Origin of the sequence: Gabonia massiliensis (assembly GCF_001403595.1) — a bacterium.
In the GTDB taxonomy this organism is placed as follows: domain Bacteria; phylum Bacteroidota; class Bacteroidia; order Bacteroidales; family Coprobacteraceae; genus Coprobacter; species Coprobacter secundus.
Window position 1 is genome coordinate 1,105,056 of the sequence record NZ_LN877940.1, and the last position, 23,014, is coordinate 1,128,069.

The window sequence follows — 23,014 nt, forward strand, 5'->3', positions numbered from 1 at the left end:
TAGAAGTGTTGAAGAAAAAATAAATCTCTGAGTATATTTTATATACGATTGCCCTGATGACAGTTTTACAAAAAGTTATCAGGGCAATTATTTTTAGAATAGGATGAATCGATTTTAAAAAGGAGTCTCATTATTATTACCTCCGGACAGAAAATCTGGGATATTGTTGTTTCCAGGCTGGAAGCCTATATCGGGAGGAATATTGTCTGTTGTAATGCCCGAAACAAAAGTATCTCCGATTTCGGTGTCGTCAGTAATGTTTTGGAACCGCGCATATTCACCTTTGAATCTTAACCGTATATTTCCTGTTGCTCCATTACGGTGTTTTGCGATAATAATTTCTGCCAAACCTAACAGGGAATGCCCACTTTCGTCCTCGACTATTTTGTAATATTCCGGTCTGTGGATAAAACAAACCATATCCGCATCTTGTTCGATAGCTCCCGATTCACGTAAGTCTGACAGTTGAGGTCTTTTATCTTTGTCTTGCCGATTTTCGACGCTACGATTCAATTGGGACAGAGCGATAATAGGTATGTTCAATTCTTTAGCGAGCCCTTTTAATGATCGGGATATGGTACTGATTTCTTGCTCACGGCTGCCGAAACTCATTCCGCTGGCATTCATTAGCTGCAAATAGTCAATAATGATGATTTTTATCCCATGTTCACGAACCAGGCGGCGGGCTTTTGTCCGAAGTTCAAATACAGATAGGCTGGGAGTATCGTCTATATAGATGGGCGCACTATACAAATCCTTTATTTTGGTCATCAATTGTTCCCATTCATAGGGAGCCAGCTGCCCACTTTTTATTTTTTCACCTGGAATTTCACATGTGTTTACAATGAGACGATTTACCAGCTGTACATTTGACATTTCAAGAGAGAATAAAGCAACCGGTGTATTGTAATTTAGTGCCATGTTTTTTGCCATGGATAATACGAATGCGGTTTTCCCCATAGCCGGACGTGCAGCAATGATTACCAAGTCAGAGTTTTGCCAGCCGGATGTCATTTTATCTAAATCGTGGAAACCTGTTTGTAAGCCACTGAGTCCGTCTTTCCGGTTCGATGCTATTTCCAGTAATTTTATGGCTTCCTCAATAACAGGGTCAATTTGGGTGACATCTTTTTTTACATTACGCTGGGAAATTTCAAAAAGTTTACCTTCTGCTTCTTGCATCAGGTCATCTACATCATTGGTTTCATCAAAAGCTTTGGTCTGTATTTCACTGGAAAATCGTATTAATTCTCGTGCTAAATACTTTTGAGCAATAATACGTGCGTGAAATTCTATGTTTGCAGCAGATGCAACACGACCAGTTAGTTCTGTAATGACAAATTCTCCTCCGACTTCATCTAATTCACCTCTCCTTCTTAATTGTTCGGTTACTGTTAGCATATCAACCGGTTTTTGTTGTAGTGCTAAATCTACAATAGCCGAATAGATAAGTTGGTGGGTATGTTCGTAGAAACATTCAGGTTTGAGTATATCACTGACTATTGAGTAGGCATCTTTTTCGAGCATTAAAGCTCCTAATACAGCCTCTTCAAGCTCTTTAGCCTGAGGAGGCAGTTTGCCTAACTCGTTGATTGGAGTGGCCGTTTTTTGAGATCTGTAGTTTCGTCTTTGTTCCATTTAGGAATTCAAGTTATAAAAATATTACAAACGTAAGGAAAGTTTTGATACTTGCAAAGTTAAAAAAAACATTCATATCTGTTGATAGTTGTTTTCTGCTTTTGTTCGATTAACTTTGTGGAAAATAAAAAGGATAAGACCGATAGTTAGGATTTTATTTGTTTATAGTAATTTGTTCGTTAAATGTAAATTATGGTTGTTTTTCCAAATGCAAAGATTAATCTTGGGCTTAATATTATATCAAAACGCCCGGATAACTATCACAATATAGAGACTCTGTTTTATCCAATAGGATTAAGTGATATATTAGAAGTGGTACCGATATCAGCATCCGTCGAAAGAAATTTGATAAGTCTTTCTGGTATTGTTGTTGATGGAGATCCGAAAGATAATCTGGTGATGAAGGCTTATCATTTATTGGCTGAACGGTTTGATATGCCGGCTGTTCAGATCTATTTGGATAAGAACATTCCGTTTGGTGCAGGTTTGGGAGGAGGATCATCTGATGCCGCGTTTATGTTACGTTTACTTCGGGATAAATTTGATTTGCCGGTAGAGAATGAGGAGTTACTTTCTTTGGCTGTAAAATTAGGAGCTGATTGTCCGTTCTTTTTGTTAAATTGTCCAATGATGGCAAGAGGCATTGGAAATGAATTTGAACAGGTTGATTTTTCTTTATTTGGAAAATTTATTGTATTGATAAAGCCTCCAGTGAAAGTTTCGACTCCCGAAGCTTATGCTTTGGTTAAACCTAATCGACCAGAAGTTTCTATTCCAGAAATTTTGAAAATGCCGATAAAGGAGTGGAAAGACCTTTTGAAAAATGATTTTGAGGAAAGTGTATTTTATCGTTATCCTGTGATACGTACAATAAAAGAAAGACTTTATTTTAAGGGAGCAGTATATGCATCCATGTCCGGGTCTGGCTCGTCTGTTTTTGGAATATTTGATCATCCGGTTGATGTAAAAGATGATTTTCCTACATGTTTTGTATGGCAGGGAAATTGTGGGTATTGATATATGCCTATGTATCTTTAAGGAACTGTATAAGCATTCAATCATTCCGGATTTTAGTGAACGTTTACTTTATATTGCTTGTTATAAGTTATAACGGATTATAACTTATATATAGTGAATTATGTTGAGCAAAAGAGTCAAGGATGTGCTAAATGCACAAATTAATGCAGAGATATGGTCTGCCCATTTCTATTTATCGATGTCTTTGTATTTTGGAGGAGAGGGATATCGAGGTTTTTCTCGATGGATGAAAAAACAATATAGAGAGGACATGACACATGCCATGCAGATGATGGACTATATGATTGAGCAAGGAGATCGGGTCATATTGCAAGATATAACTGGGATACCTACAGTATTTGAAGATATTGTAACAACTTTTGAGCAAGCATTGGTGCATTTGGTACGTATTACCGATGCTATAGATACTTTAGCCGATGTTGTAGAGGGCGAAAATGATAAGGCTACTCGGATATTTTTAGATAAATATATTTTAGGACAAGTGTTAGCAGAAGCCCGGATGAATCAAATTTTAACCCAATTGAAGCGGATGAATCAGGAAATCGGGGTTTATATGTTGGACAAAGAATTATATGAAGTTTGTGAAATAAAAGGGTAAAAACTGACAAAACAGCATTTTATGTGTGACAAAAGGTCGGATGAACCAATATTGGCAGTATATTTGCACCGTATTTGCCGAATGTCGCTTTTTTAATGCAAAATTAGGAATATAAAATAATAACGATATAATTATGGGCGAAAAGAAAAATAAAAAGAAGGATTTTCATGCCGCTTCGGAAGGAGATAAATCTCCAGATGTTTCGGAAAATATGAATGAAGAGCTAGTTGAGGAACCGGTGGAAGATACCGGTGATAGTATTTCTGATACTGACAGATTGGCAGAAGAAATTGCGGAATTGACAGCTAAAAATGAAAAGTTAAATAAAGATTATCTTCTGTTGATGGCCGATTTCGATAACTATCGAAAACGTACTTTGAAAGAAAAGGCCGATTTGTTGAAAAGTGGAGGGGAAGATTGTCTGAAAAATATTTTGCCTATTGTCGATGATTTTGAAAGGGGATTGATGGCCATCGGTGAGAGTGCTGATGTAGATGCCGTTAAAGAAGGAATGACTTTGATATACAATAAGTTTAAAAATTATCTGAACCAACATGGAATCAAAGAAATTCCGACAACAGGAGAAGATTTCAATACAGAATATCATGAAGCGGTAACTATGTATCCGGCTCCACAACCAGAACTTAAAGGTAAAGTAATTGATTGTGTGCAAAAAGGCTATACAATGAATGATAAGGTGATTCGTTTTGCCAAAGTGGTTGTAGGCGAATAAAACTTAATTTCATATTTTAATGAGCAAGCGAGATTATTATGAAGTGCTGGAGGTTGCAAAAACTGCAACTGTCGAGGAAATAAAAAAAGCGTATAGAAAGAAGGCTATACAATATCATCCAGATAAAAATCCAGGAGATAAAGAGGCCGAAGAAAAGTTTAAGGAAGCAGCTGAAGCTTATGAAGTATTGAGTGATCCTGATAAGCGGAGTCGATATGACCAGTTTGGGCATCAGGGCGTGAACGGAGGCTTCGGTGGAGGTTTCGGAGGAGGAGGTATGTCTATGGAAGACATATTTTCTCATTTTGGAGATATTTTTGGCGGAAGTTTTGGAGGTTTCGGTGGATTTAGTAGTGGGGGAAGTCGTTCCCGCCGACGTACTAATCGAGGTTCCGACTTACGGGTTAAAGTAAAGCTGACATTGAAAGAAATAGCTACAGGAGTTGAGAAAAAAATCAAAGTAAAGAAGTATGTCAGTTGTAAGGCGTGCAATGGAACAGGAGCTGAAAAAGGTACGTCTTATACGACCTGTTCTACGTGTAATGGCAGTGGGGTAGTAACACGGGTACAGCAGACTATATTAGGGGCAATGCAATCGACTACTACATGTCCTACTTGTGGAGGAGAAGGTCGTATTATTACGAAAAAATGTCCAGAATGTAATGGTGAAGGTGTTAGACTTGAAGAAGAAGTAATAACTTTGAATATTCCTGCCGGAGTAGCTGATGGTATGCAGTTGTCTATGAGTGGCAAGGGGAATGCTGCCAGACATGGTGGAGTCAATGGTGATTTGCTTATATTGATTGAAGAAGAACCTCATCCTGAGCTTTTGCGTGATGAAAATGATTTGATATATAATTTGTTATTGAATTTTTCCACTGCTGCATTAGGTGGTACGGTAGAAGTCCCAACGATTGACGGAAAAGCAAAAGTGAAAATTGATGCTGGGACACAACCGGGGAAAGTATTACGTTTGCGAGGGAAAGGTTTACCGTCAGTGAATAGATATGGTGTTGGAGATTTATTGGTAAATGTTTCAGTGTATGTCCCAGAAAGTTTGAATACTGAAGAAAAGCGTACGATAGAAAAGTTAGGCTCATCTAAGAATTTTGTACCGACACAATCTGTTAAGGAAAAGATTTTTAGTAAATTAAGGCATATGTTCGATTGATAATATCAGGTATTTGTTTATGTTCGAACAATGAGAATATACAGAAACGGTAAATAGTTCTTGAGGCTGTATATTCTCATTATTTTTGTTATGGAGATTCATTTTGCCCCTCTACAAGGTTTTACCGATATGGTATACCGGAATGCGCATCATCGAATTTTTGGTGGTATTGATGCTTATTATACTCCATTTGTCAGGATAGAGAAAGAAATGGCAGTCCGTCCACGAGATAAAAGAGATGTTTGTAGAGGCTCCGATATTACAGGCCGGTTGGTTCCACAACTTCTAACTTCAGATGTGAAAGAATTTAAGTATCTGGTCAAGTTATTTATAGAGGAGGGATATAAGCGAATCGATATAAATTGGGGGTGTCCCTTTCCTATGATTGCTAAAAAAGGGAAAGGTTGTGGTATATTACCTTATCCGGATAAGATAAAACTGATTTTGGATGAAATGAGGCATTTCCCGGAAATTAGTTTTTCTGTAAAGCTTCGTTTAGGATATGAGAATGTCAATGATGCTTTCCGGCTATTGCCGATGTTGCATGATTATCCGTTACATCATATAACATTACATGCTAGAACTGGAATACAACAATATAAAGGTTCTCCAGATAAAGATGCATTTGCCCGATTTTATGAAAGTTGTAAGATTCCATTGTTATATAATGGTAATGTTTGTACTATTTCCGATATACGACAAATTAGCAAAAATTTTCCACAACTTGGCGGTATAATGATTGGTCGAGGACTTATAGCGAATCCTGCATTAGGATGGGAATATAAAGCAAACAGAAAAATGGAGATTCCCGAATTATATATGAAAGTTGCTCTATTGCATAGAGAAATATTTGATACATATGCTGTAAGTCTTCAGGGAGAACATCAACTACTTTCTAAAATGAAATCATTATGGGAATATTTTTTTCCTACAGTTGAGCGGAAGCTTCATAAACGGATAATGAAAAGTACTCGTATTATTGATTATCTTAAGGCTGTTGATGAATTATTGTCGAGGTAGATGTTCGGGATAAATTGTGTTTGTTTGGCAGTATAGATGTATTGGGGTTTGTTTCTAAACTATCACTTTTGTGATACATTTCAAGAAGTCGTTCTTTAGCTTTTCCTGCTATTGTTATTTCTGCTTTTATATTTTGAGCTTCGTCTTTGCTTATAAGCCCTCGAGATTCTAATCTCCGGGCTATAGATTCAAAATATCCATTTAAGGATGGACGGAGTTGCAATGAATCTGTAAATTGATAGAGTGCAGATTTGGGGTGAGGAACCAAGCTGGCCAGAAAGATAGCTTCTTGTACGTTTAATTCAGAGGCTTCCTTGTCAAAATAATAGTGAGAAGCTTCATTGGCACCATATACAAGTGGTCCCCATTCAGCGATATTCAGATATACCTCATATATTCTTTTTTTACTGGTAAGCTTATTATTTTCGATGAGCCATACGATTAAGGCTTCTTCAAGTTTACGGGCAATGGTTTTATTTCGGTTAAGAAATATATTTTTGACCAGTTGCATACTAATGGTACTGCCTCCTCGGGCAAATCGTCCAACTCGTATATCGTGAATTAGCGATTCGCGTATCGTTTCTATTCTAAAACCTTTATGTTCATAAAATGATCCGTCTTCTGATTGCATAACGGCATTTTGCAATAATGGGGATATTTGTGATAATGGTCTGAAATTTATATTTCCGGGTCCTACTTCAAATGTTCTTACTGGGATATCGTTTTCGTATGCTGTATATAAAAACGGTTTGTCTATTTTCCTTAAGTCGGTTTTCCCAAAATGTATTATTTTGAAGTTCCGAGAATCAAGAGATGATTCAAATTTCAGAGAATCTAACTGGCCGAAATCAAGATCTAAAAAAAAGTGATATGATAGAGTTCCACTTGTTTTTAGACCTTCAAGGTTATGGAAGAGATCTTTGGGCAAAGACGTGAATAATTGGTCAGAAGGAAAATCTTTTTTATCAACTGATGCAATTATATGCCAGTTGTCATTTTTTTCTATTTTCAAATAAGGGTTAAATACAAGATGATTAAAATGAATTTGAGTCTCTTTGTTCAGTTCAATATAATTTTTCCCTATATTGATATCATAGTCAAATATGCCTTTGTCCAGAAATACATTTTCCGGTGAGATACGATTATGAAAAATCGTTAGTCCGCTGACAAAAGCTTTTCCTTGTAAAGATATAATATCTTTTTGGTTGTGTTGGGAAAATTTGAAAGATAGAGTATCAAATTCTATACGAGTATTGTAACGGTATTCAAGAAAAGGTATTGGTATTTTGTTGTGTTCTTTGGAAAAAAGTTGGGCTTTGATTTCATGAGTATCGTCTTTTACGTGACCGTTACATATCCATATACCTTGTAATAATTTGCCATTGTGTATCTCGTTACTTTTTATTTCTGTATTGAAATGATAATCTTTGATTTTAAAGGATGGAATAGATAATGTTACATGGTTATTTTTATTGTGATAGGCAATATGTACATCTTCCATTTGAGCGTTAGGAGGTAATAAATCAAATACAAAAGAGAATAATTGTTTGAGTTTCTTACTATAATTGAAATTGGAGTTTTTGGTTTGAGTGTTGGTATTATTTCTTTTGGCGTATATAAAATCAAAATTAGAAATAGAATCTGTTTTTGTGAAATTGATGTGTATATGTTTTATGTCGATTTTACGAATGTCTATATTTGTTCTGAAAAGTTTCAATAAACTGACTTGTATTTTGATATCTCCCGCTTTCAATAGAGTATCTTGGTTTTGAGGAACTATATACAGGTCGTTGATAACCAACTTGTTTAGACCTGCTGTTTTTAAATCGGAAAATCCAATGTTCAATTGATGTTGAGATCGTATTGATTCAATTTTTTTGTAAACATAATGCCTGATAATTGAATCTTTATTTATGAAAAGTATTGCTGTTATAGTGAATATTATACCAGCGGTAAGTAATACATATTTTGAAGTTTTCCGGTTTCGTAAAGCTGTAAAAAATCGAATCATAAAATGTTTTTCAAAAAACGAGGTAAAATTACATTTAATTTTATGATTATCAGAAATATTGTTAGATTTATTATTTTTTATTGAATCAGTTCTTTTGCTAATATTTTTACGATTTCGTTTGTACTGCCAAAATTTCGTGCAATGATTTTTTTCTCAGGGGAAATAAGAATAAGTAAAGGCATGGCAGAAAGATTGTATACTTTAATAATATGAGTATTCTCACTCATAGAAGTATATACAGATTTCCAAAGATGATGTAATAATGGGTGTAGCTGTCGATATAATTCAGGAGTATAGGAAAGATAGTTTCCGGGTTGTATGTCACTTTGAACAAAATCTAATATCTCAAGGCCTTTACTATGGTACATGTTATATATTTGTTCTAATTCTGTATTTGTCCGGAAACAACCTTTGGAAATACCCCAATGAAAAATCAGCAAATATTTTCCTTCATAATCTTGTAATGTCACTTTTTCTCCGTTGACGTCGGTCAAAGTAAAATCAGGAGCTATGGCACCGGGTTCTACACTTTTTTTCATTTCTATTATTTTGCGTAGTTCTTTTGCTGTAAAAGATTTTTGAATTTCTGGAGTAAATCCGTTCAAACGTTTTTCTATTTCGGCTGAGGATAGCAGGGTCGAATTCCATAGATAGAGTGCTGCTGCGTATTCACTATCATTTACGATATTTACCAATTCTAAAGTAAGACTATCCAATTCGGCAGATCCATGACCTTTTGATAATTCTATTAATGCTTCTTTCATTGCATTGCCATCGTTGTCTTCCATGGCTTTTTCATAACGGTCATAAGCATTGGATTCTATGCCAGCGATACTATCAGTTAAAAATATGTATCGAGCTACTAATTTGTGTTTGTAATCATTTCCTCTCTTTTCTACCATACTGAAATGGTCAGTATCACCTTTTAGTTTCACAGTTCCTTTACCTAGAAAAAGAGTTAGACTCCGATTGCGAGTACTTTTACTTTTATTGATTGGATGGTATACAAGGGTGTAAAATGTAGCCCCTTCATTGGTCTTTTTATATGTAAAGTTGTTTTTTTTATTTATCAATAATGTATCGCAAGTTCGCTTTTCAGGATGTAATATGTTTTCTTTGAAAATAAGAACAGAGTCTCCTTTTTCCAATCCAGTTATGTTCCCTTTTACAGTAAAGGTTTGTTTTTGAGCTGATATGAGAGCACAGAAAAATAAGCATAATGAAATAATGGCAATATGTTTCATCGATATTATTTTATATTTAGCATGTAAATGTACAAAATGTTCTTTTATCAAAAGGAACATTTGATAAAATACAAGAAAAAAATATATTTACTAACTTAGAAGCTGTTTAAAAAGAAAATGATATCGATAAAAATATTTATTTTATTCGCATGGGATACCGTTTTTCCTAAAAATTTCTTTTGCTATGTTTAACTCTTCAATTGATAAAGGAGGCGTATCTTCAAGAGGATACTTTATTCCCAATTCTTTATATTTATAAGAACCCATAGTGTGATAAGGCAAAACCTCAGCTTTTTCAATTACTTTATATTGGGAGATGTATTTAGCAAGGGTTTGCAATGATATTTTATCATTTGTGATACCCGGTACAACGACATGACGTATCCAGACCGGAATATTATATTCTTCTATTTTATTTAAAAAGCGCAGAGTATTATCGTGTTTTACACCAGTCAGCGCTATATGTAATTCAGGGCTTATCGTTTTTATGTCTAAAAGAACCAAGTTGGTATATTGTAGCAAGGCAATAGTTTTGGGCGTATATATGAATCCTGTTGTGTCTAATGCTGTATGAATTCCCGTTTCTTGGCATAGTTTGAAAAAAGAGGTTACAAACTCAGCTTGCATCAGAGGCTCTCCTCCAGATACTGTGACACCTCCATTGGTAATAAAATTTTTATATCGTAGAATTTCGTTTATAAGCTCTTCCGGGGTCATTTCGTAGTTTGCTTTGCCTTTTGTATCCCAAGTGTCCGGGTTATGGCAATAAAGACAGCGGAGTGGGCATCCCTGCATGAAAACGACAAAACGAATTCCGGGACCATCAACGGTCCCGAAACTCTCTAATGAATGTATCCTTCCTTTGATATTCATTCTGTATTGGGATGAATCAAAGACTTTGATTAATTGTTCTTGAAATGACGTCGAGTTGTTGTTCTCGTGTCAGTTTTACAAAGTTGACAGCATAACCGGAAACCCGGATAGTCAATTGCGGATATTTTTCGGGATGTTCCATTGCATCAAGTAATAAAGACTTATCGAAAACATTTACGTTCAGATGTTGCCCGCCGTCAGGAGTAAAATAACCGTCTAAAAGGCTTACAAGGTTATTTATTTGGATTTTCTTTTCTTTTCCTAATGTTGATGGAGATACGGCAAAAGTATAAGAAATTCCATCATGAGCGTGTTGGAATGGGAGTTTCGCAACTGAGGCTAAGGCCGCAATTGCCCCTTTAGTATCGCGTCCGTTCATAGGATTTGCTCCAGGAGCGAAGGGAGTACCTCCAGGACGTCCGTCTGGTGTCGTTCCTGTTTTTTTCCCGTAAACTACATTTGAGGTAATTGTCAATATCGATTGTGTAGGAATTGCGTTACGGTATGTTTCATGTTGACGGAGATATTCCATAAATTTTTCGGTAATTTCTACAGCTATGTTATCTGTACTGTCATTATTATTACCGTAAGGAATATATTCTCCTTCGCGTTCGAAACCGACAGCAAGCCCTCTTTTATCACGGATTATCTTGACTTTTGTATCCCGTATTGCCGCTAAAGAATCGGCCACAATAGATAAACCTGCGATACCCGTTGCCCGGATGCGTTCTACATGTCCGTCATGAAGGGCCATTTCAAAAGCTTCATATGCATATTTGTCATGCATGTAATGTATGATTTTCAGGGCATTTACATATGTTTTGGCTAGCCAGCGCATCATCTGTTCGTATTTTTCCATAACCTCGTTATAATCGAGATATTCGCTGGTGATAGCTTCATATTTAGGAGCGACCTGAATGCCCGAAATTTCATCACGTCCCCCGTTGATTGCATAAAGGAGACACTTGGCCAAGTTGGCACGAGCTCCAAAATATTGCATTTGTTTGCCGATTTTCATAGGAGATACGCAGCAGGCAATGCCGTAGTCATCCCCGTAGTCAGGACGCATCAGGTCATCATTCTCATATTGGATGGCAGAGGTATCGATAGAGACTTTTGCACAAAATTTTTTCCAGTTTTCAGGAGCATTCTTAAACCATAAAACTGTCAGATTTGGCTCTGGCGCAGGTCCAAGGTTATATAATGTGTGTAGGTAACGGAATGAAGTCTTAGTTACTAAAGACCGGCCATCTACACCTTGGCCTCCTAATGACTCGGTTACCCAAACCGGATCGCCAGAAAAAAGGTCATTGTACTCTGGGGTACGTAAGAATCGTACAATACGAAGTTTGATAATAAATTGGTCGATGAGTTCTTGAGCTTCAGCTTCTGTCAATTTGCCGTCGCGAATATCTTTTTCGATATATATATCGAGGAAAGTGGATGTACGTCCTAAAGACATAGCTGCACCATCTTGATCCTTAACGGCTGCTAAATATGCTAAATAGAGAAATTGAACAGCTTCTTTGGCGTCTTTTGCTGGACGAGTTACATCAAAACCATATGATGCACTCATTTTTTCAAAGGCTTTCAACGCTTTTATTTGTTCAGATGTTTCTTCTCTACTTTGAATGGTTTCTTCTGTAAGCTCTTGTATATCGAGCCTGTTTAGGTATTTTTGACGGTCTTCTATTAGGATTGTGGTTCCATATAGAGGAACGCGGCGATAATCTCCGATGATACGTCCACGGCCGTAAGCATCAGGTAGTCCAGTAATAATTGCGGAGCGGCGGGCAGCTAACATTTCGGGTGTATATGCCGAAAATACCCCTTCATTATGGGTTTTCCTATATCGGGTAAAAATTTCTTTGGTTATGGGATCGAGTTGGTATCCGTAAGCATTAAGGCTGTTTTCGACCATCCGTATTCCTCCTTTGGGGAATATTCCTCTTTTCAAAGGGGCATCGGTTTGCAGACCGACAATTACTTCATTATTTTTATCGATATAGCCCGGGCCGTAAGTATCAATACCTTGTGGTAAGCGAGTTTCTGCATCATATACGCCTTTTTCCCTCTCTATTTTAAACATTTCCGATAATTTGTCCCAAACTTTTTTGGTTTTATCGGTAGATGGAACCAGGAACGAATCGTCACCGTCATAGGGTGTATAATTGTTCTGGATAAAATCTCTAACGTTAATCTCTTTTTTCCAAACTTGTCCTTTAAATTGTTCCCAGTTTTCGTTTTCGAAATTCATATATAGTTATGATTAGGTTTTGCTCCGCGAAGGTAATATCTCTAAATTGATACTGAAAGTAAGTATATATATTTTTCTGTATATTTCACTAAAATAGCAAGAAGTAGGTAGGAAAAGGATATTTATATTATCTTTTTTCATCTTTGTTGGGTATCTGATTAGATAAGAAGTTTCTTTTGTTTCTCGAAATTGACCAACTTGATTATGTAGAAGATAATGATTGGCTAACAGATTACTATGGAAATTTCCGGAGATATTGGGATGATAACGAACGTCTCACAATAATATCTCCGGAGTACTAACCACACACTATGAAAAATAAATGCTATATGAATATTATTCTACTTCATTTTGTGGAGGAAAATTCAAGAGTTTGTCATTAGCAACGAAATCTTCAAGGGAAAATGTTTCTCCAGCAAGAAATTTAATTCGTTTTACGATGGCCATTCGGCTGGGAGCATTGTAATATTTGATATTATTGATCATACAGCTGTTCGGTTCGGGACGAAACATGTCCAACCCATAATAATATGCCCCTTCTACGGAACGTACGTATTTATATTTTTCCGGATATTTTTGATATAATTCTCTCCATTTTACTCGATCAGGGTGGTTGGTAGTATCTACATTGGCAAACATTCCACCTTTTAGACCTGCCTCCAGATTTTTTTTATCACTAATTGTGGCAGCATCATTGGCATTGATGCTTTTCTTAGCATATTTCAGATATTCATCAGCAAGTTTGGCAAATCCATGTCCTCCTGCTTCATGGAGTACCGTGTTCTCAAACTGTTTGTTGAAAGCCGTTGTTTTTGGTTTTACTGGACATAAGGCTATGGCTCGCCCTTGTATCCAGAAATGACAGTATCCGGCAACACGGGAAGCATTGACCATCAGCACAACAAGAGTCTTGTCTATATCATCACAGTTCGGGGCCATTTTGCAGTATTCCCAACATTTATTGTTGTTGGCTTTCATGTAAGTACTTGACATATTAGTATTGTCATATGAAGCGTTGAATTTTGTATCTTTCACTTCAGTGAGATTGTTTTCATAATCGGCACCACGTTCATTGGATTCGGCAAATACAGTGTAAAAATTGAAATATTCTCGATATGAAAGATAAGGTTCAGTTAGGAAAAAAGCTTCCATTGCTTTTCGTGCATAATTTTCATAAGTCCCGCCAACTTCCAAATCTTCTTTGATAAATCCATCTCCAAGAATGACAATATTTACCCCATTACCTTTTGTGCTGTGTTGCAACTGTAATACTTCTCCGTCTTTATAATAGTGTTTCCCAGCTGTAGTAAATGAATGAGTCTCACTCACAGAACTTTGTTTGTATGCATCTATTGTTTCAACTTTCCAATAATAAAGAGTTCCTGGATCCAAATTCTCTTCTGTTACTGTCAAAGAATTTTTTCCAGAAGCAATGTAAATCCAATCTTGATTGTTTTTTGAGAAATATACTCTGTACGATATTCTTTCGTTGTTGGTAGAAGACGCTTTTTCCCAAGAGAGCTCGATGGGGAATGTAACATTTATTGCTTGGTCCTTTGGTGTAAATAGTTGTACAGGAGATGGCGGTTCAGGAATGGCAGTATTTTCCTTCTCGCAACTGATAAAGCTGATAAATAAAGCAATAAAGATGAAAGTTATTTTTATGGTTTTCATAAATAGAAAAAATTATTTATTGGTGTCTGATTTCTATTACATATTTACCGGAAGATAGGGTAAATAAGAATTTGTTTTTTTCTTTAACCGGAACTGATACGAAGTATTGAGTGTCGTATTTATTCTTATTATTTATAAATAACGAATCGTTTTTGTCTTTTGGTAAGACAATCTGAGCAGTTGTATTAGCCGGAATGGTTATATAATATATTGTACCTTTATCTGTTTTTTTCCATTCAGAAATAATTTCTCCATGTATGGAATGATAACTTGCTCTGACGAAGGATAAATTTTTTACTGGTTGAGGGGCTATCAGGAATTGTGTAAATCCTGGATACTCTGGTAAATAGTTTATTCCGGCCAATTTTTTTATCATCCAGGCTGAGGCCTCCCCAAGAAAGACATGGTTTAGGGAGGCTGATTCGTTACCATCCCATGCTTCCCATAAAGTAGTAGCTCCTTTTTTAATCCACCATCCTAATGAAGGACACTCTGTTTGGGTGATCATTTTGTAGGCAATGTCATGATATCCGTATTCAGATAGAATATTTAACACTGATTTACTGCCAAATAATCCGAAATCCAGGAAATTTCCGTTAGCCTGAATTGAATCGGCTAAAACTCTTGCTACTTTGCTTTCTTGTCCTTCCGGTACGATACCAGAATAAAGGGCGTAGGATTGAGCAGTTTGTGTTCCATTAGCATATATTCCGGTCGTACTGTTATAGAATTTGTCGTTGATGGCTTTTCTAATTTTTTTGGCAAGATCTTCGTATTTTTGGATATCCGATATTTTTCCATTTAACTTTGCCGATTTGGCCATGAGCTTAGTCATGGTGTAATAAAACATGGAAGATGTCAATTCTACAGGAGTAGAAGCTTTGTAGGTACACCAGTCCCAAAGACGGAAATCCAGTAAATAATTGTTTGCTTTCTTTCCGATAAAATCAAGGTATTTCTTATAATACTCATATGGTTCTTTCAGCATAGCCGGGTTTCCATAATACATATACATTTCGTTGGGGATAATGAAAAATGCTGCATCCCAAGCCGGATTACCTCCGGGATATCCCCAATCGGCAGTCGGTACTATATCGGGAAGTTCCCCGGTTTTTTTCTGGACATCATAAAAATCACGTATCCACTTTTCGTAAAAAGAATAACCGTCAAAATTGAATAAAGCAAATTCCATGGCAGTATGAGCATCAGCAGTCCAGCCGTTTTTTTCACGAGTAGGACAGTCTGTAGGTATGCTATGTATGTTACTTATGTATGCATTACGAGTGGCTTCGTATATCTTATTCAGTAATTCATTGGAACAATTGAATGTACCGACGGATGTAAGATCTGTGTGGACTAAAAGTCCAGTAATAGAGTTTATATCTAATGTTATTGGTTTGTCGGCTATTACTTCTACATATTGAAAACCATGGTATGTGAATTTGGGGATATATGTTTCTTGACCTTTGCCGTCCATGATATATATGTCAGTTTGGAAATCTTCACTCAAATGTTCCGGATAGAAAAAATAGTCGATATTTGAAATGTCTACAGTTCCGTCTGGATATAGTTTTTCGCCATGTTTGATTCTTATTTTAGTCTTTTTTTCTCCTTGGGCTGTAAAACGACAAACTCCTGCGATATTTCGTCCTAAATCGTATACATAGTGATTGGGACCTAAACGTTTATAACTGACGGCTTTGATTTCTTCTTTTATTCGGATTGGAGGTATAGATTGCGCTATAATATTTTCCGATGGACATTCGACAGGTTTTGCCTGATTCCATTTTTTATCGTCAAATCCAGTACGATTCCATCCATCAGGTTCCATTCCTGCATCATAATATTCTCCACTGTACAGATTGTTAAAGCGAATGGCTCCGGTAGAAGTTTTCCAGGATTCGTCAGAAACAATCCAATCGGTTTTGCCTGATTCATATTCTACTCGTATGTTAAGAATGAATGTCGGGCGATTACGCCAAACAGCGTTATGGAAATTCCATGTGGCATGAGATTGTATATTGTACCACCCGTTTCCTAAAATAACTCCAAAAGCATTTTTCCCTTGTTTTAGTTCTTGTGTCAAGTCATAGGTGACATATAAAGTTTTTTTGTCAAAACGAGTAAATCCTGGGTCTAATATATGGTTCCCTATTTTGTCCCCATTGATATATAATTCATAATAACCTAAACCACAGATGTAAGCTGTCGCACGGGCTATTTTTTCATGAAAAGTAACTTCTTTCCTAAAAAGTGGAGCGGGAAAATATTCTTTCCCTTTTCCGTCACTTATCCATTTCCCTTGCCATTTTCCTCCTATACCAGTTTCCCAATATGCAATTTCTGAGTTTGCGGATTTTTTCTTGTTTTTATCCCAGAAGATGACTTTCCAATAGTATCGGGTCATCGGTTCACATTTGATGTCGGGTTGTATATTAGAAGTCTGAGATGATAAGACTTTCCCAGAATCCCAGATAAGAGAGTGGTTTCGTGTTAAGGCTATAGAATCTTTTGAAATTAAGATACGATATGCATTTTGTAAGGCCCCCATCCTTTCGTCATTTATTTCCCATGACAGACGAGGAGTGATGACATCTATACCGATCGGGTTTATCAGATATTCGGTTTTCAGATTTATGGGTTTTATAGGTAATTTATTGTTTGCATATATTTCTGCCGTAGATAACAACAAAAATGATATGATGCATACGTATTTAACTATATTCTTCATAATTGTAATATAGAATTTTTAGTTTTTTATTTCATTGGATAAAGAATAGGGCAAATCTTTTTTATCAGGTTTTAAGTTTTTATTGGGACGGGAAGACATATTGAAAAATAAGGTCGTTCCCTCGGTTATTGTTTTATGTGAGATATATAATGGAGTATATTTTTCTCCATTAATCTCGATATTATCGATGTAACAATTTCCAGGTTTGTTATTAAAAGTTTTGACCGTGAATGTTTTTCCATTTTCAAGATGTAGTTTTACAGTGTTGAATAAGGGCGAACCGAATACATATTGTCCTGTTCCTGGACAAACTGGGTAAAAACCTATCGCGCTAAACAAGTACCAAGAGGATGTTTGTCCGTTATCTTCGTCTCCGCAATATCCGTTTGGCGTGGAGTTATAAAGTCTATCCATAATTTTACGTACCAGTCGTTGAGTTTTCCACGGTTGTCTTGCATAATTGTATAAATAGGCAAAGTGTTGATCTGGTTGATTCCCATGGGCATATTGTCCAAAACTTGCATTATGCATTTCGGCAATTTCGTTGAAATATCGTCCGTATAGTGGAGCGTTAAGTGGAACTTTGAATAGAGAATCCATTTTATTGACAAAAGCTTCATTACTTCCGTGTAAGTTGATTAATCCTTGGATGTCGTGGAAAACACTCCATGAGTATTGCCAAGAGTTTCCTTCTGTAAAAGGTCCACCCCAAAGATATGGAGTGAATGGCGAGTACCAACTGCCATCGGCTTTTCTTGGGCGCATGAATCCGGTTGTCGTGTCGAAAGAGTGGATATAGTTCTTTGCCCTTTCCTTGAACATATCTAATGTATCTTGATTTTTCCCTAATAATTCGGCCAAACGATAGATGCAGAAATCGTCATATGCATATTCGAGAGACATGGAAGTTGCTTGTTCATATTCCGGATAAGGTATATAACCTTTTTCATTATATTCTTTATATCCGTATCTTCCGATATATTTTTTAGGAGCAGGCTGGAAACAGTCTTTAACTACAGCTTCGAATGCTTTTTCTGCGTCAAAATCTGTAATACCTTTCTGGTAGGCATCGGTAATTAGGGAAACGGCATGAGAACCTATCATCGAGTCTCTGTAACCCGGGCTGGCCCAGCTGGGCAACCATCCGCCTTCGTTATATGTGTTTACCAAACTTTGCATTATTTCTCTTGAAATAGATGGTACGATGAGTGTAAGCCAAGGATGAGCAGACCGGAATGTATCCCAAAAACCATTGTCCGTGTACATATACCCTGTATTTATTTTTCCATTATAAGGGCTAAAGTGATGAGGTGTCCCTTGCTCGTCTATTTCATAAAATTTTCGAGGATATAGTGATGTCCTATAGAAATTAGAATAGAAAGTTCTCAATTGTTCTTCATTATTCCCTTCTATTTCAACTTTGGAAAGATGTTTGTTCCAAACTTGCCGTGAATGAGATTTGATGTCTTCAAATGACTTTTCACCAATTTCTAACGAAAGAGTTTGGTGTGCTTGCTCCAATGAAATATAAGAGGAGGCTATTTTTAAAGATACTTTTTTATTGGCAGCAGGAAACTTTATGTATCCTCCGGCATATGTATTTTCAATTTCGTGTTTTTTTTCAAATATTTTTTCATTATTCCATACTCCGAAACTTTCAAATGGTTGGTCAAATTGAATGACAAAGAAGTTTGTGAAATTTTCAGGTGCTCCGGCAAATCGGTTTTTGCAATATCCCACAATCATTTGTTCTTCGGGAATGATTTTTACTGATGCTCCTTGATGATAGGCATCTAATACAATGTAGTTGTTATCATTGTCAAAAGTAAATTGCATGAATCCGCACCGTTCAGTTGCTGTCATTTCTGCTAATATTTCATAGTCTTGAAGTTTTACTGAATAGTAATATGGTGTTGCTATTTCTTCTGCATGAGAGAAAGCTGCAGCCCGTTCCGTATCTTTTACTTTTAAGGTTCCTGATACCGGCATAATGGAAAATGCTCCATAATCTCCTATCCAGGGGCTAGGCAAATGAGTTTGTTTAAATCCTCGTATTGAGTCACTATTGTAAACATATATCCAAGTATCACCCATATGCTCTGTTTGTGGAGTCCAGAAGTTCATACCAAACGGATGTGTAACGGCAGGGTAAGTATTGCCATGAGAAAAACTTGGATTATTATTCGTTCCTATAAGAGTGTTTACATAGTCTACCGGTTCCTTTTGTTCGGAAATATGACACTGGGTGAATAATAATAGAATTATCGGTATAATGAATAATCGTTTCATTGTTGTTGATGTATGTTAAATTATTTTGTTTTTATTTTTGTCCCTTCTGAAGGAGGAATTGCATTATTGTCGGTTCCCCATTCTTTTTGGGGACGATTTCCCATAATTAATTCAAGAGTTCCTCCGGTAAGAATATCTTTATGGGAAAAATATGTTTTGTTATATGGTTTTCCGTTTAACCGGGCCGACTGGATATATTTATTGTTCCGTGAATTATTTTTGGCGATGATGGTAAATGTTTTGCCATTATCGAGTTTTATAGAAGATTTTGTAAATATAGGGCTTCCTATTGTGTAATAAGGCATGCCGGCAGATACCGGATAAAATCCCAATGCGGAAAATACGTAAAAGGCAGACATTCCACCTCCATCTTCGTCTCCGCAGATTCCCATTAAATCATTTCTAAACCAACTTTCCATCAGCATCCGAATACGTTTTTGAGTTTTCCAAGGTTGTCCGGCATAATTGTATAGGTAAGGTATATGGAAGCTTGGTTCGTTTCCCATAACGTACTGTCCGACGTTTCCTGTTGCATCAGGATGTACGGCATAATAACGCCATTTTGCGGTAGTCATGCCTTCTACAAATAGTTGGTCCAGTTTCTCAATAAAGGGTTTGTTCCCTCCGAACAAATTGATTAAATCGGCAATGTTGTGATGTACGTTCCATATATAGGTCCATGCATTGTTTTCATCGTAATAAGCTCTGGAACCAATCCCTCCTGAAAATTTGTAATCGAATGGTTCTATGAATTTGCCATTCTTATCTTTCGGATGGAAAAATCCTGTTTTTGAGTTGAATAAATTACGGTAGTTAAAAGCTCTTTTTATATGGAAATTGTATTCATCGGTTTTTCCTAAGTGGTTGGCCATTTGTGCAATACACCAGTCATCATAAGATGCTGCTTGTGTTACGGCGACAGCTTCTCTTTGCTCAAAATCATCAACTAAAGCAACGGTTTCTTTTTCTCCTGGAGCTAATGCCGGGAACCATCCATTTTTATGATAAAAGTCATCTAGTTCTGTTTTGGGAGCTCTGCGCCAAGGTATCATGGTTTCGTTAAGAACAGTATGCCTGCATCCTTCGAAAGCTTTTTCTACATTAAATGGGATATCTTTACAGAGTGCATCTGCAAATATAACGGAAGCATGATTCCCGTTCATGCAGTGAGCATCACCGAATACACAGGGGAAAGTCGGTACCCAACCTGATTGCTCGTACATGCGAATATAAGATGTGAGTTTGGCCTCATGGTCTTTGGGATTTAATATAATCTGTAATGGGTGCAATGCATGGTATGTATCCCATGCCCAGTCGTCAGTCCAAAAAGGGATACCTTCATCATCATGTATTTTTCCATCAAATCCACTGTAATATTTCCCGTCTTCCGAGATATTGATCATACGTTCATGTGACCGATATAAGGCAGTGTAAAAGGTTATTTTTTCGTCTTCGGTACTACCTTCGACATTGATTTTTCCTAATGCTTTGTTCCAGGCTGCTCGGGCTGTTTGGGCCAAAGCCTGCAAATTGTAGTCATTTATTTCCTTATTTAAGTTCTTTTTAGCTTGTTCTACGCTAATATAGGAAATGCCATATCTGATTCCGAGTTGTTCTAATTCTTTTCCGAATTGAGCACAAAGTACAGCAGTATCTGCTATATTTTTTTCAATAAAAGATGTCGGAGTTTTATCAAATTCAAGATGGAAATAATGTTTTGTACCTTTGTATGTATCATATCCTGACAGAGAATTTTTCTCTCCTTTTATTTCACCTTTTCCTGTCGTTTTCAATTGGATACATCTTTCTCCAATCTCTTCAAATTTGCAGGTAAATAATGCCGCGCGCTGCCCTGGTGCGAAATCGACAGTAATACCGTAGTCATCCAAAAAAACCGAGTAGTGATATGGAGTTGATTCTTCTTGGTCATATCGATATTGGGTTTTAGGACTAAGACCTTCGGGATCTCCGCAATATGGCATAAGATACAATACATCACCTTGTCGATGGGAGGGGACGTTGAGGGGAAATCCCGCCATCCGATCGGTGACGAATTCATGGCGGCCGGGGTTCATCCTCAGCATACTATTCGGTTGGTGACAAGTTGGAAATGTCGGGACTAATAAATGACTGATATTACCAATATGTGTATTTACATAATCTACCGGTTCTTTGGTTTCTATGTGAGAATGACACGCTGATAATAGTAAAGGAAAAAACAGTGTAAATAAGGAGTATCTCATCGTTATAAATTTATAGAAATTATGTTCTTATGTATCAAGGGGTATATTCTACTGTTCCCCATTTATTTACGGTATATCCCCATTTTTTTATATATTCCTCTCCAGGAAGGAACTCATCTTTTTTTTGAATTAATAATTTTGTTAATAAACCATCGAGTTCAGATTTGACTTTTTGGGCGGAAGGCTCATTTACCAGATTTTGCATTTGGTAAGGGTCTGTAATGTTATCGAATAGAAGCCATGGGCCATTCAGGTCTTTCACATAAGTATACCGTTTGGTTCTTACTCCCCGATATTCCCGGCCTCCGCTTCTTCTCTCCCATTCTCCAAAAGGAGTTATACATTCTATCAAGGCTCCTTCGATATTGTCTTTTTGTTTACCCATCAATATAGGATATAGATTACATCCTTCTACACTTTTAGGAATGGGTAATCCCGACATGGATAAGAGAGTAGGCATGATATCAACAACATTGACCAGAGTATCTACAATTCTGCCTTTTTTACCGAAACGATCTGGATACTTTAGTAGTAGCGGGACCATAATGGATTCATCGTAAGGTTTTTGTTTTCTTACTTGCCCTTGTGAATATAGCATATCTCCATGGTCAGAGGTAAAGACAAAAATTGTATTTTCTTCAATACCCTTTTCTTTTATTGTTTCTTGAAGCCAACCGATACATTCATCTAAAGCGGAAATATGGGCATAATATCCTTTGATATCTTTGATTGCTGTTTCTTTATTTTTCTCTGGAACATTAGGCCGTAAGGCTATATCTTTATTTGCATACAAGTCCTTGTATTTTTGAGGTGCAGATTCATAAGGATTGTGAGGTGGCCCCCATGAGAGAAACAATAAGAACGGCTTATCATCATTTGCATGGTCTGTAATATATTGTTGTGCATCTTTTGTCTGAGCAAAGACGTCATATCCTTCCCAGATTTTTTTAGTTGTATCGTTATTGTCGTAATAGGGTGAGTTATTGTAATCGTGGGTACATTCTAATACTTTGAAATAATCGAATCCTTGACGATATTCCGGGGCAATATAGTTACTTCTTCCATTTCCGTTGATGTGCCATTTCCCGATATAGGCTGTATTGTATCCGGCAGCTTTATACTCTTTACCAATACTTTTAGCTTCAGGGTTTAATTGTACATCATTGACAAAAAGCCCGTGAGTCTGGGCATATTGGCCGGTGAGTAGTGATGCTCGGTATGGGGTAGAGACCGGCATACATGATACTGCGTTATTGAATGTAAGACTTTCTTTAGCCAGCAGGTCTAAATTGGGAGTATATACGTCTTTGTTTCCTCCAAATCCGGTATCTTGGGCTCTCCACTGGTCTGCAAATACGAATATGACATTGGGCCTTTTTTCTTTTTTGTATTTCTTGCCTGACATCAAAGATCCGGAGAATAGAAGAGCTCCGGTGGCCAGCCCTGTTTTTTTTATAAATTGTCTTCTTGTAATCAAATCCATTTCCATAAAAA

15 protein-coding genes are annotated in these 23,014 nt (G+C 36.7%); 5 read left to right on the forward strand and 10 right to left on the reverse strand.

Translation table 11 applies throughout. The features are described from left to right. Positions 1–114: 114 nt before the first annotated feature. Positions 115–1,638, reverse strand: a complete 1,524-nt coding sequence (gene dnaB / locus BN2628_RS14215) for a replicative DNA helicase (protein ID WP_021929698.1) — start codon at positions 1,636–1,638, stop codon at positions 115–117. Positions 1,639–1,830: 192 nt separating this feature from the next. On the opposite strand from dnaB, the gene ispE reads away from it, so the two are divergent. The 5 genes from ispE (at position 1,831) to BN2628_RS14240 (ending at position 6,198) form a co-directional block, all read left to right on the forward strand. Continuing rightward, positions 1,831–2,655, forward strand: coding sequence for a 4-(cytidine 5'-diphospho)-2-C-methyl-D-erythritol kinase (gene ispE, locus BN2628_RS14220; RefSeq protein WP_044228309.1), 825 nt, complete (start codon positions 1,831–1,833; stop codon positions 2,653–2,655). 121 nt (positions 2,656–2,776) lie between these two features. Then, complete coding sequence (locus BN2628_RS14225; protein WP_044228305.1) at positions 2,777–3,274, forward strand: ferritin; 498 nt, start codon at positions 2,777–2,779, stop codon at positions 3,272–3,274. Positions 3,275–3,407: 133 nt separating this feature from the next. Further along, positions 3,408–4,007: a nucleotide exchange factor GrpE gene (locus BN2628_RS14230; protein ID WP_044228303.1), complete on the forward strand. Its 600-nt coding sequence runs from the start codon at positions 3,408–3,410 to the stop codon at positions 4,005–4,007. A 19-nt stretch (positions 4,008–4,026) separates the two neighbouring features. Then, entirely contained in the window at positions 4,027–5,178 is a 1,152-nt protein-coding gene (gene dnaJ / locus BN2628_RS14235) for a molecular chaperone DnaJ (RefSeq protein ID WP_044228300.1), read from the forward strand. Between the two features lie 90 nt (positions 5,179–5,268). Next, positions 5,269–6,198, forward strand: coding sequence for a tRNA-dihydrouridine synthase family protein (locus BN2628_RS14240; RefSeq protein WP_044228297.1), 930 nt, complete (start codon positions 5,269–5,271; stop codon positions 6,196–6,198). Here BN2628_RS14240 and BN2628_RS14245 read toward each other — a convergent pair. From BN2628_RS14245 to BN2628_RS14285, 9 genes are all read right to left on the reverse strand, one after another. Beyond that, positions 6,167–8,209, reverse strand: coding sequence for a biosynthetic peptidoglycan transglycosylase (locus BN2628_RS14245; RefSeq protein ID WP_055097909.1), 2,043 nt, complete (start codon positions 8,207–8,209; stop codon positions 6,167–6,169). The two genes, BN2628_RS14240 and BN2628_RS14245, sit on opposite strands and share 32 nt — an antisense overlap. 77 nt (positions 8,210–8,286) lie before the next feature. Further along, positions 8,287–9,453, reverse strand: a complete 1,167-nt coding sequence (locus BN2628_RS14250) for a redoxin domain-containing protein (protein ID WP_257606499.1) — start codon at positions 9,451–9,453, stop codon at positions 8,287–8,289. A gap of 141 nt (positions 9,454–9,594) precedes the next feature. Next, positions 9,595–10,326 (reverse strand): pyruvate formate-lyase-activating protein, encoded by a 732-nt coding sequence (gene pflA / locus BN2628_RS14255; RefSeq protein ID WP_055097927.1) that lies wholly within the window; start codon positions 10,324–10,326, stop codon positions 9,595–9,597. Between the two features lie 16 nt (positions 10,327–10,342). Next, positions 10,343–12,583 (reverse strand): formate C-acetyltransferase, encoded by a 2,241-nt coding sequence (gene pflB, locus BN2628_RS14260; protein WP_055097959.1) that lies wholly within the window; start codon positions 12,581–12,583, stop codon positions 10,343–10,345. 336 nt (positions 12,584–12,919) lie between these two features. Next, complete coding sequence (locus BN2628_RS14265; RefSeq protein ID WP_055097962.1) at positions 12,920–14,257, reverse strand: M64 family metallopeptidase; 1,338 nt, start codon at positions 14,255–14,257, stop codon at positions 12,920–12,922. Positions 14,258–14,273: 16 nt separating this feature from the next. Further along, positions 14,274–16,988, reverse strand: coding sequence for an alpha-L-rhamnosidase (locus tag BN2628_RS14270; RefSeq protein ID WP_055097975.1), 2,715 nt, complete (start codon positions 16,986–16,988; stop codon positions 14,274–14,276). 18 nt (positions 16,989–17,006) lie between these two features. Further along, the gene (locus tag BN2628_RS14275; RefSeq protein WP_055097976.1) at positions 17,007–19,277 is read right to left on the reverse strand and encodes a GH92 family glycosyl hydrolase; all 2,271 of its coding nucleotides are present in this window, start codon (positions 19,275–19,277) and stop codon (positions 17,007–17,009) included. 20 nt (positions 19,278–19,297) lie between these two features. Next, positions 19,298–21,520, reverse strand: a complete 2,223-nt coding sequence (locus tag BN2628_RS14280; RefSeq protein ID WP_055097979.1) for a GH92 family glycosyl hydrolase — start codon at positions 21,518–21,520, stop codon at positions 19,298–19,300. Between the two features lie 34 nt (positions 21,521–21,554). After that, positions 21,555–23,009 carry a sulfatase family protein gene (locus BN2628_RS14285; protein WP_257606500.1) on the reverse strand — a complete coding sequence of 485 codons (1,455 nt, stop codon included), beginning with the start codon at positions 23,007–23,009 and terminating at the stop codon, positions 21,555–21,557. Between the last annotated feature and the right edge of the window lie 5 nt (positions 23,010–23,014).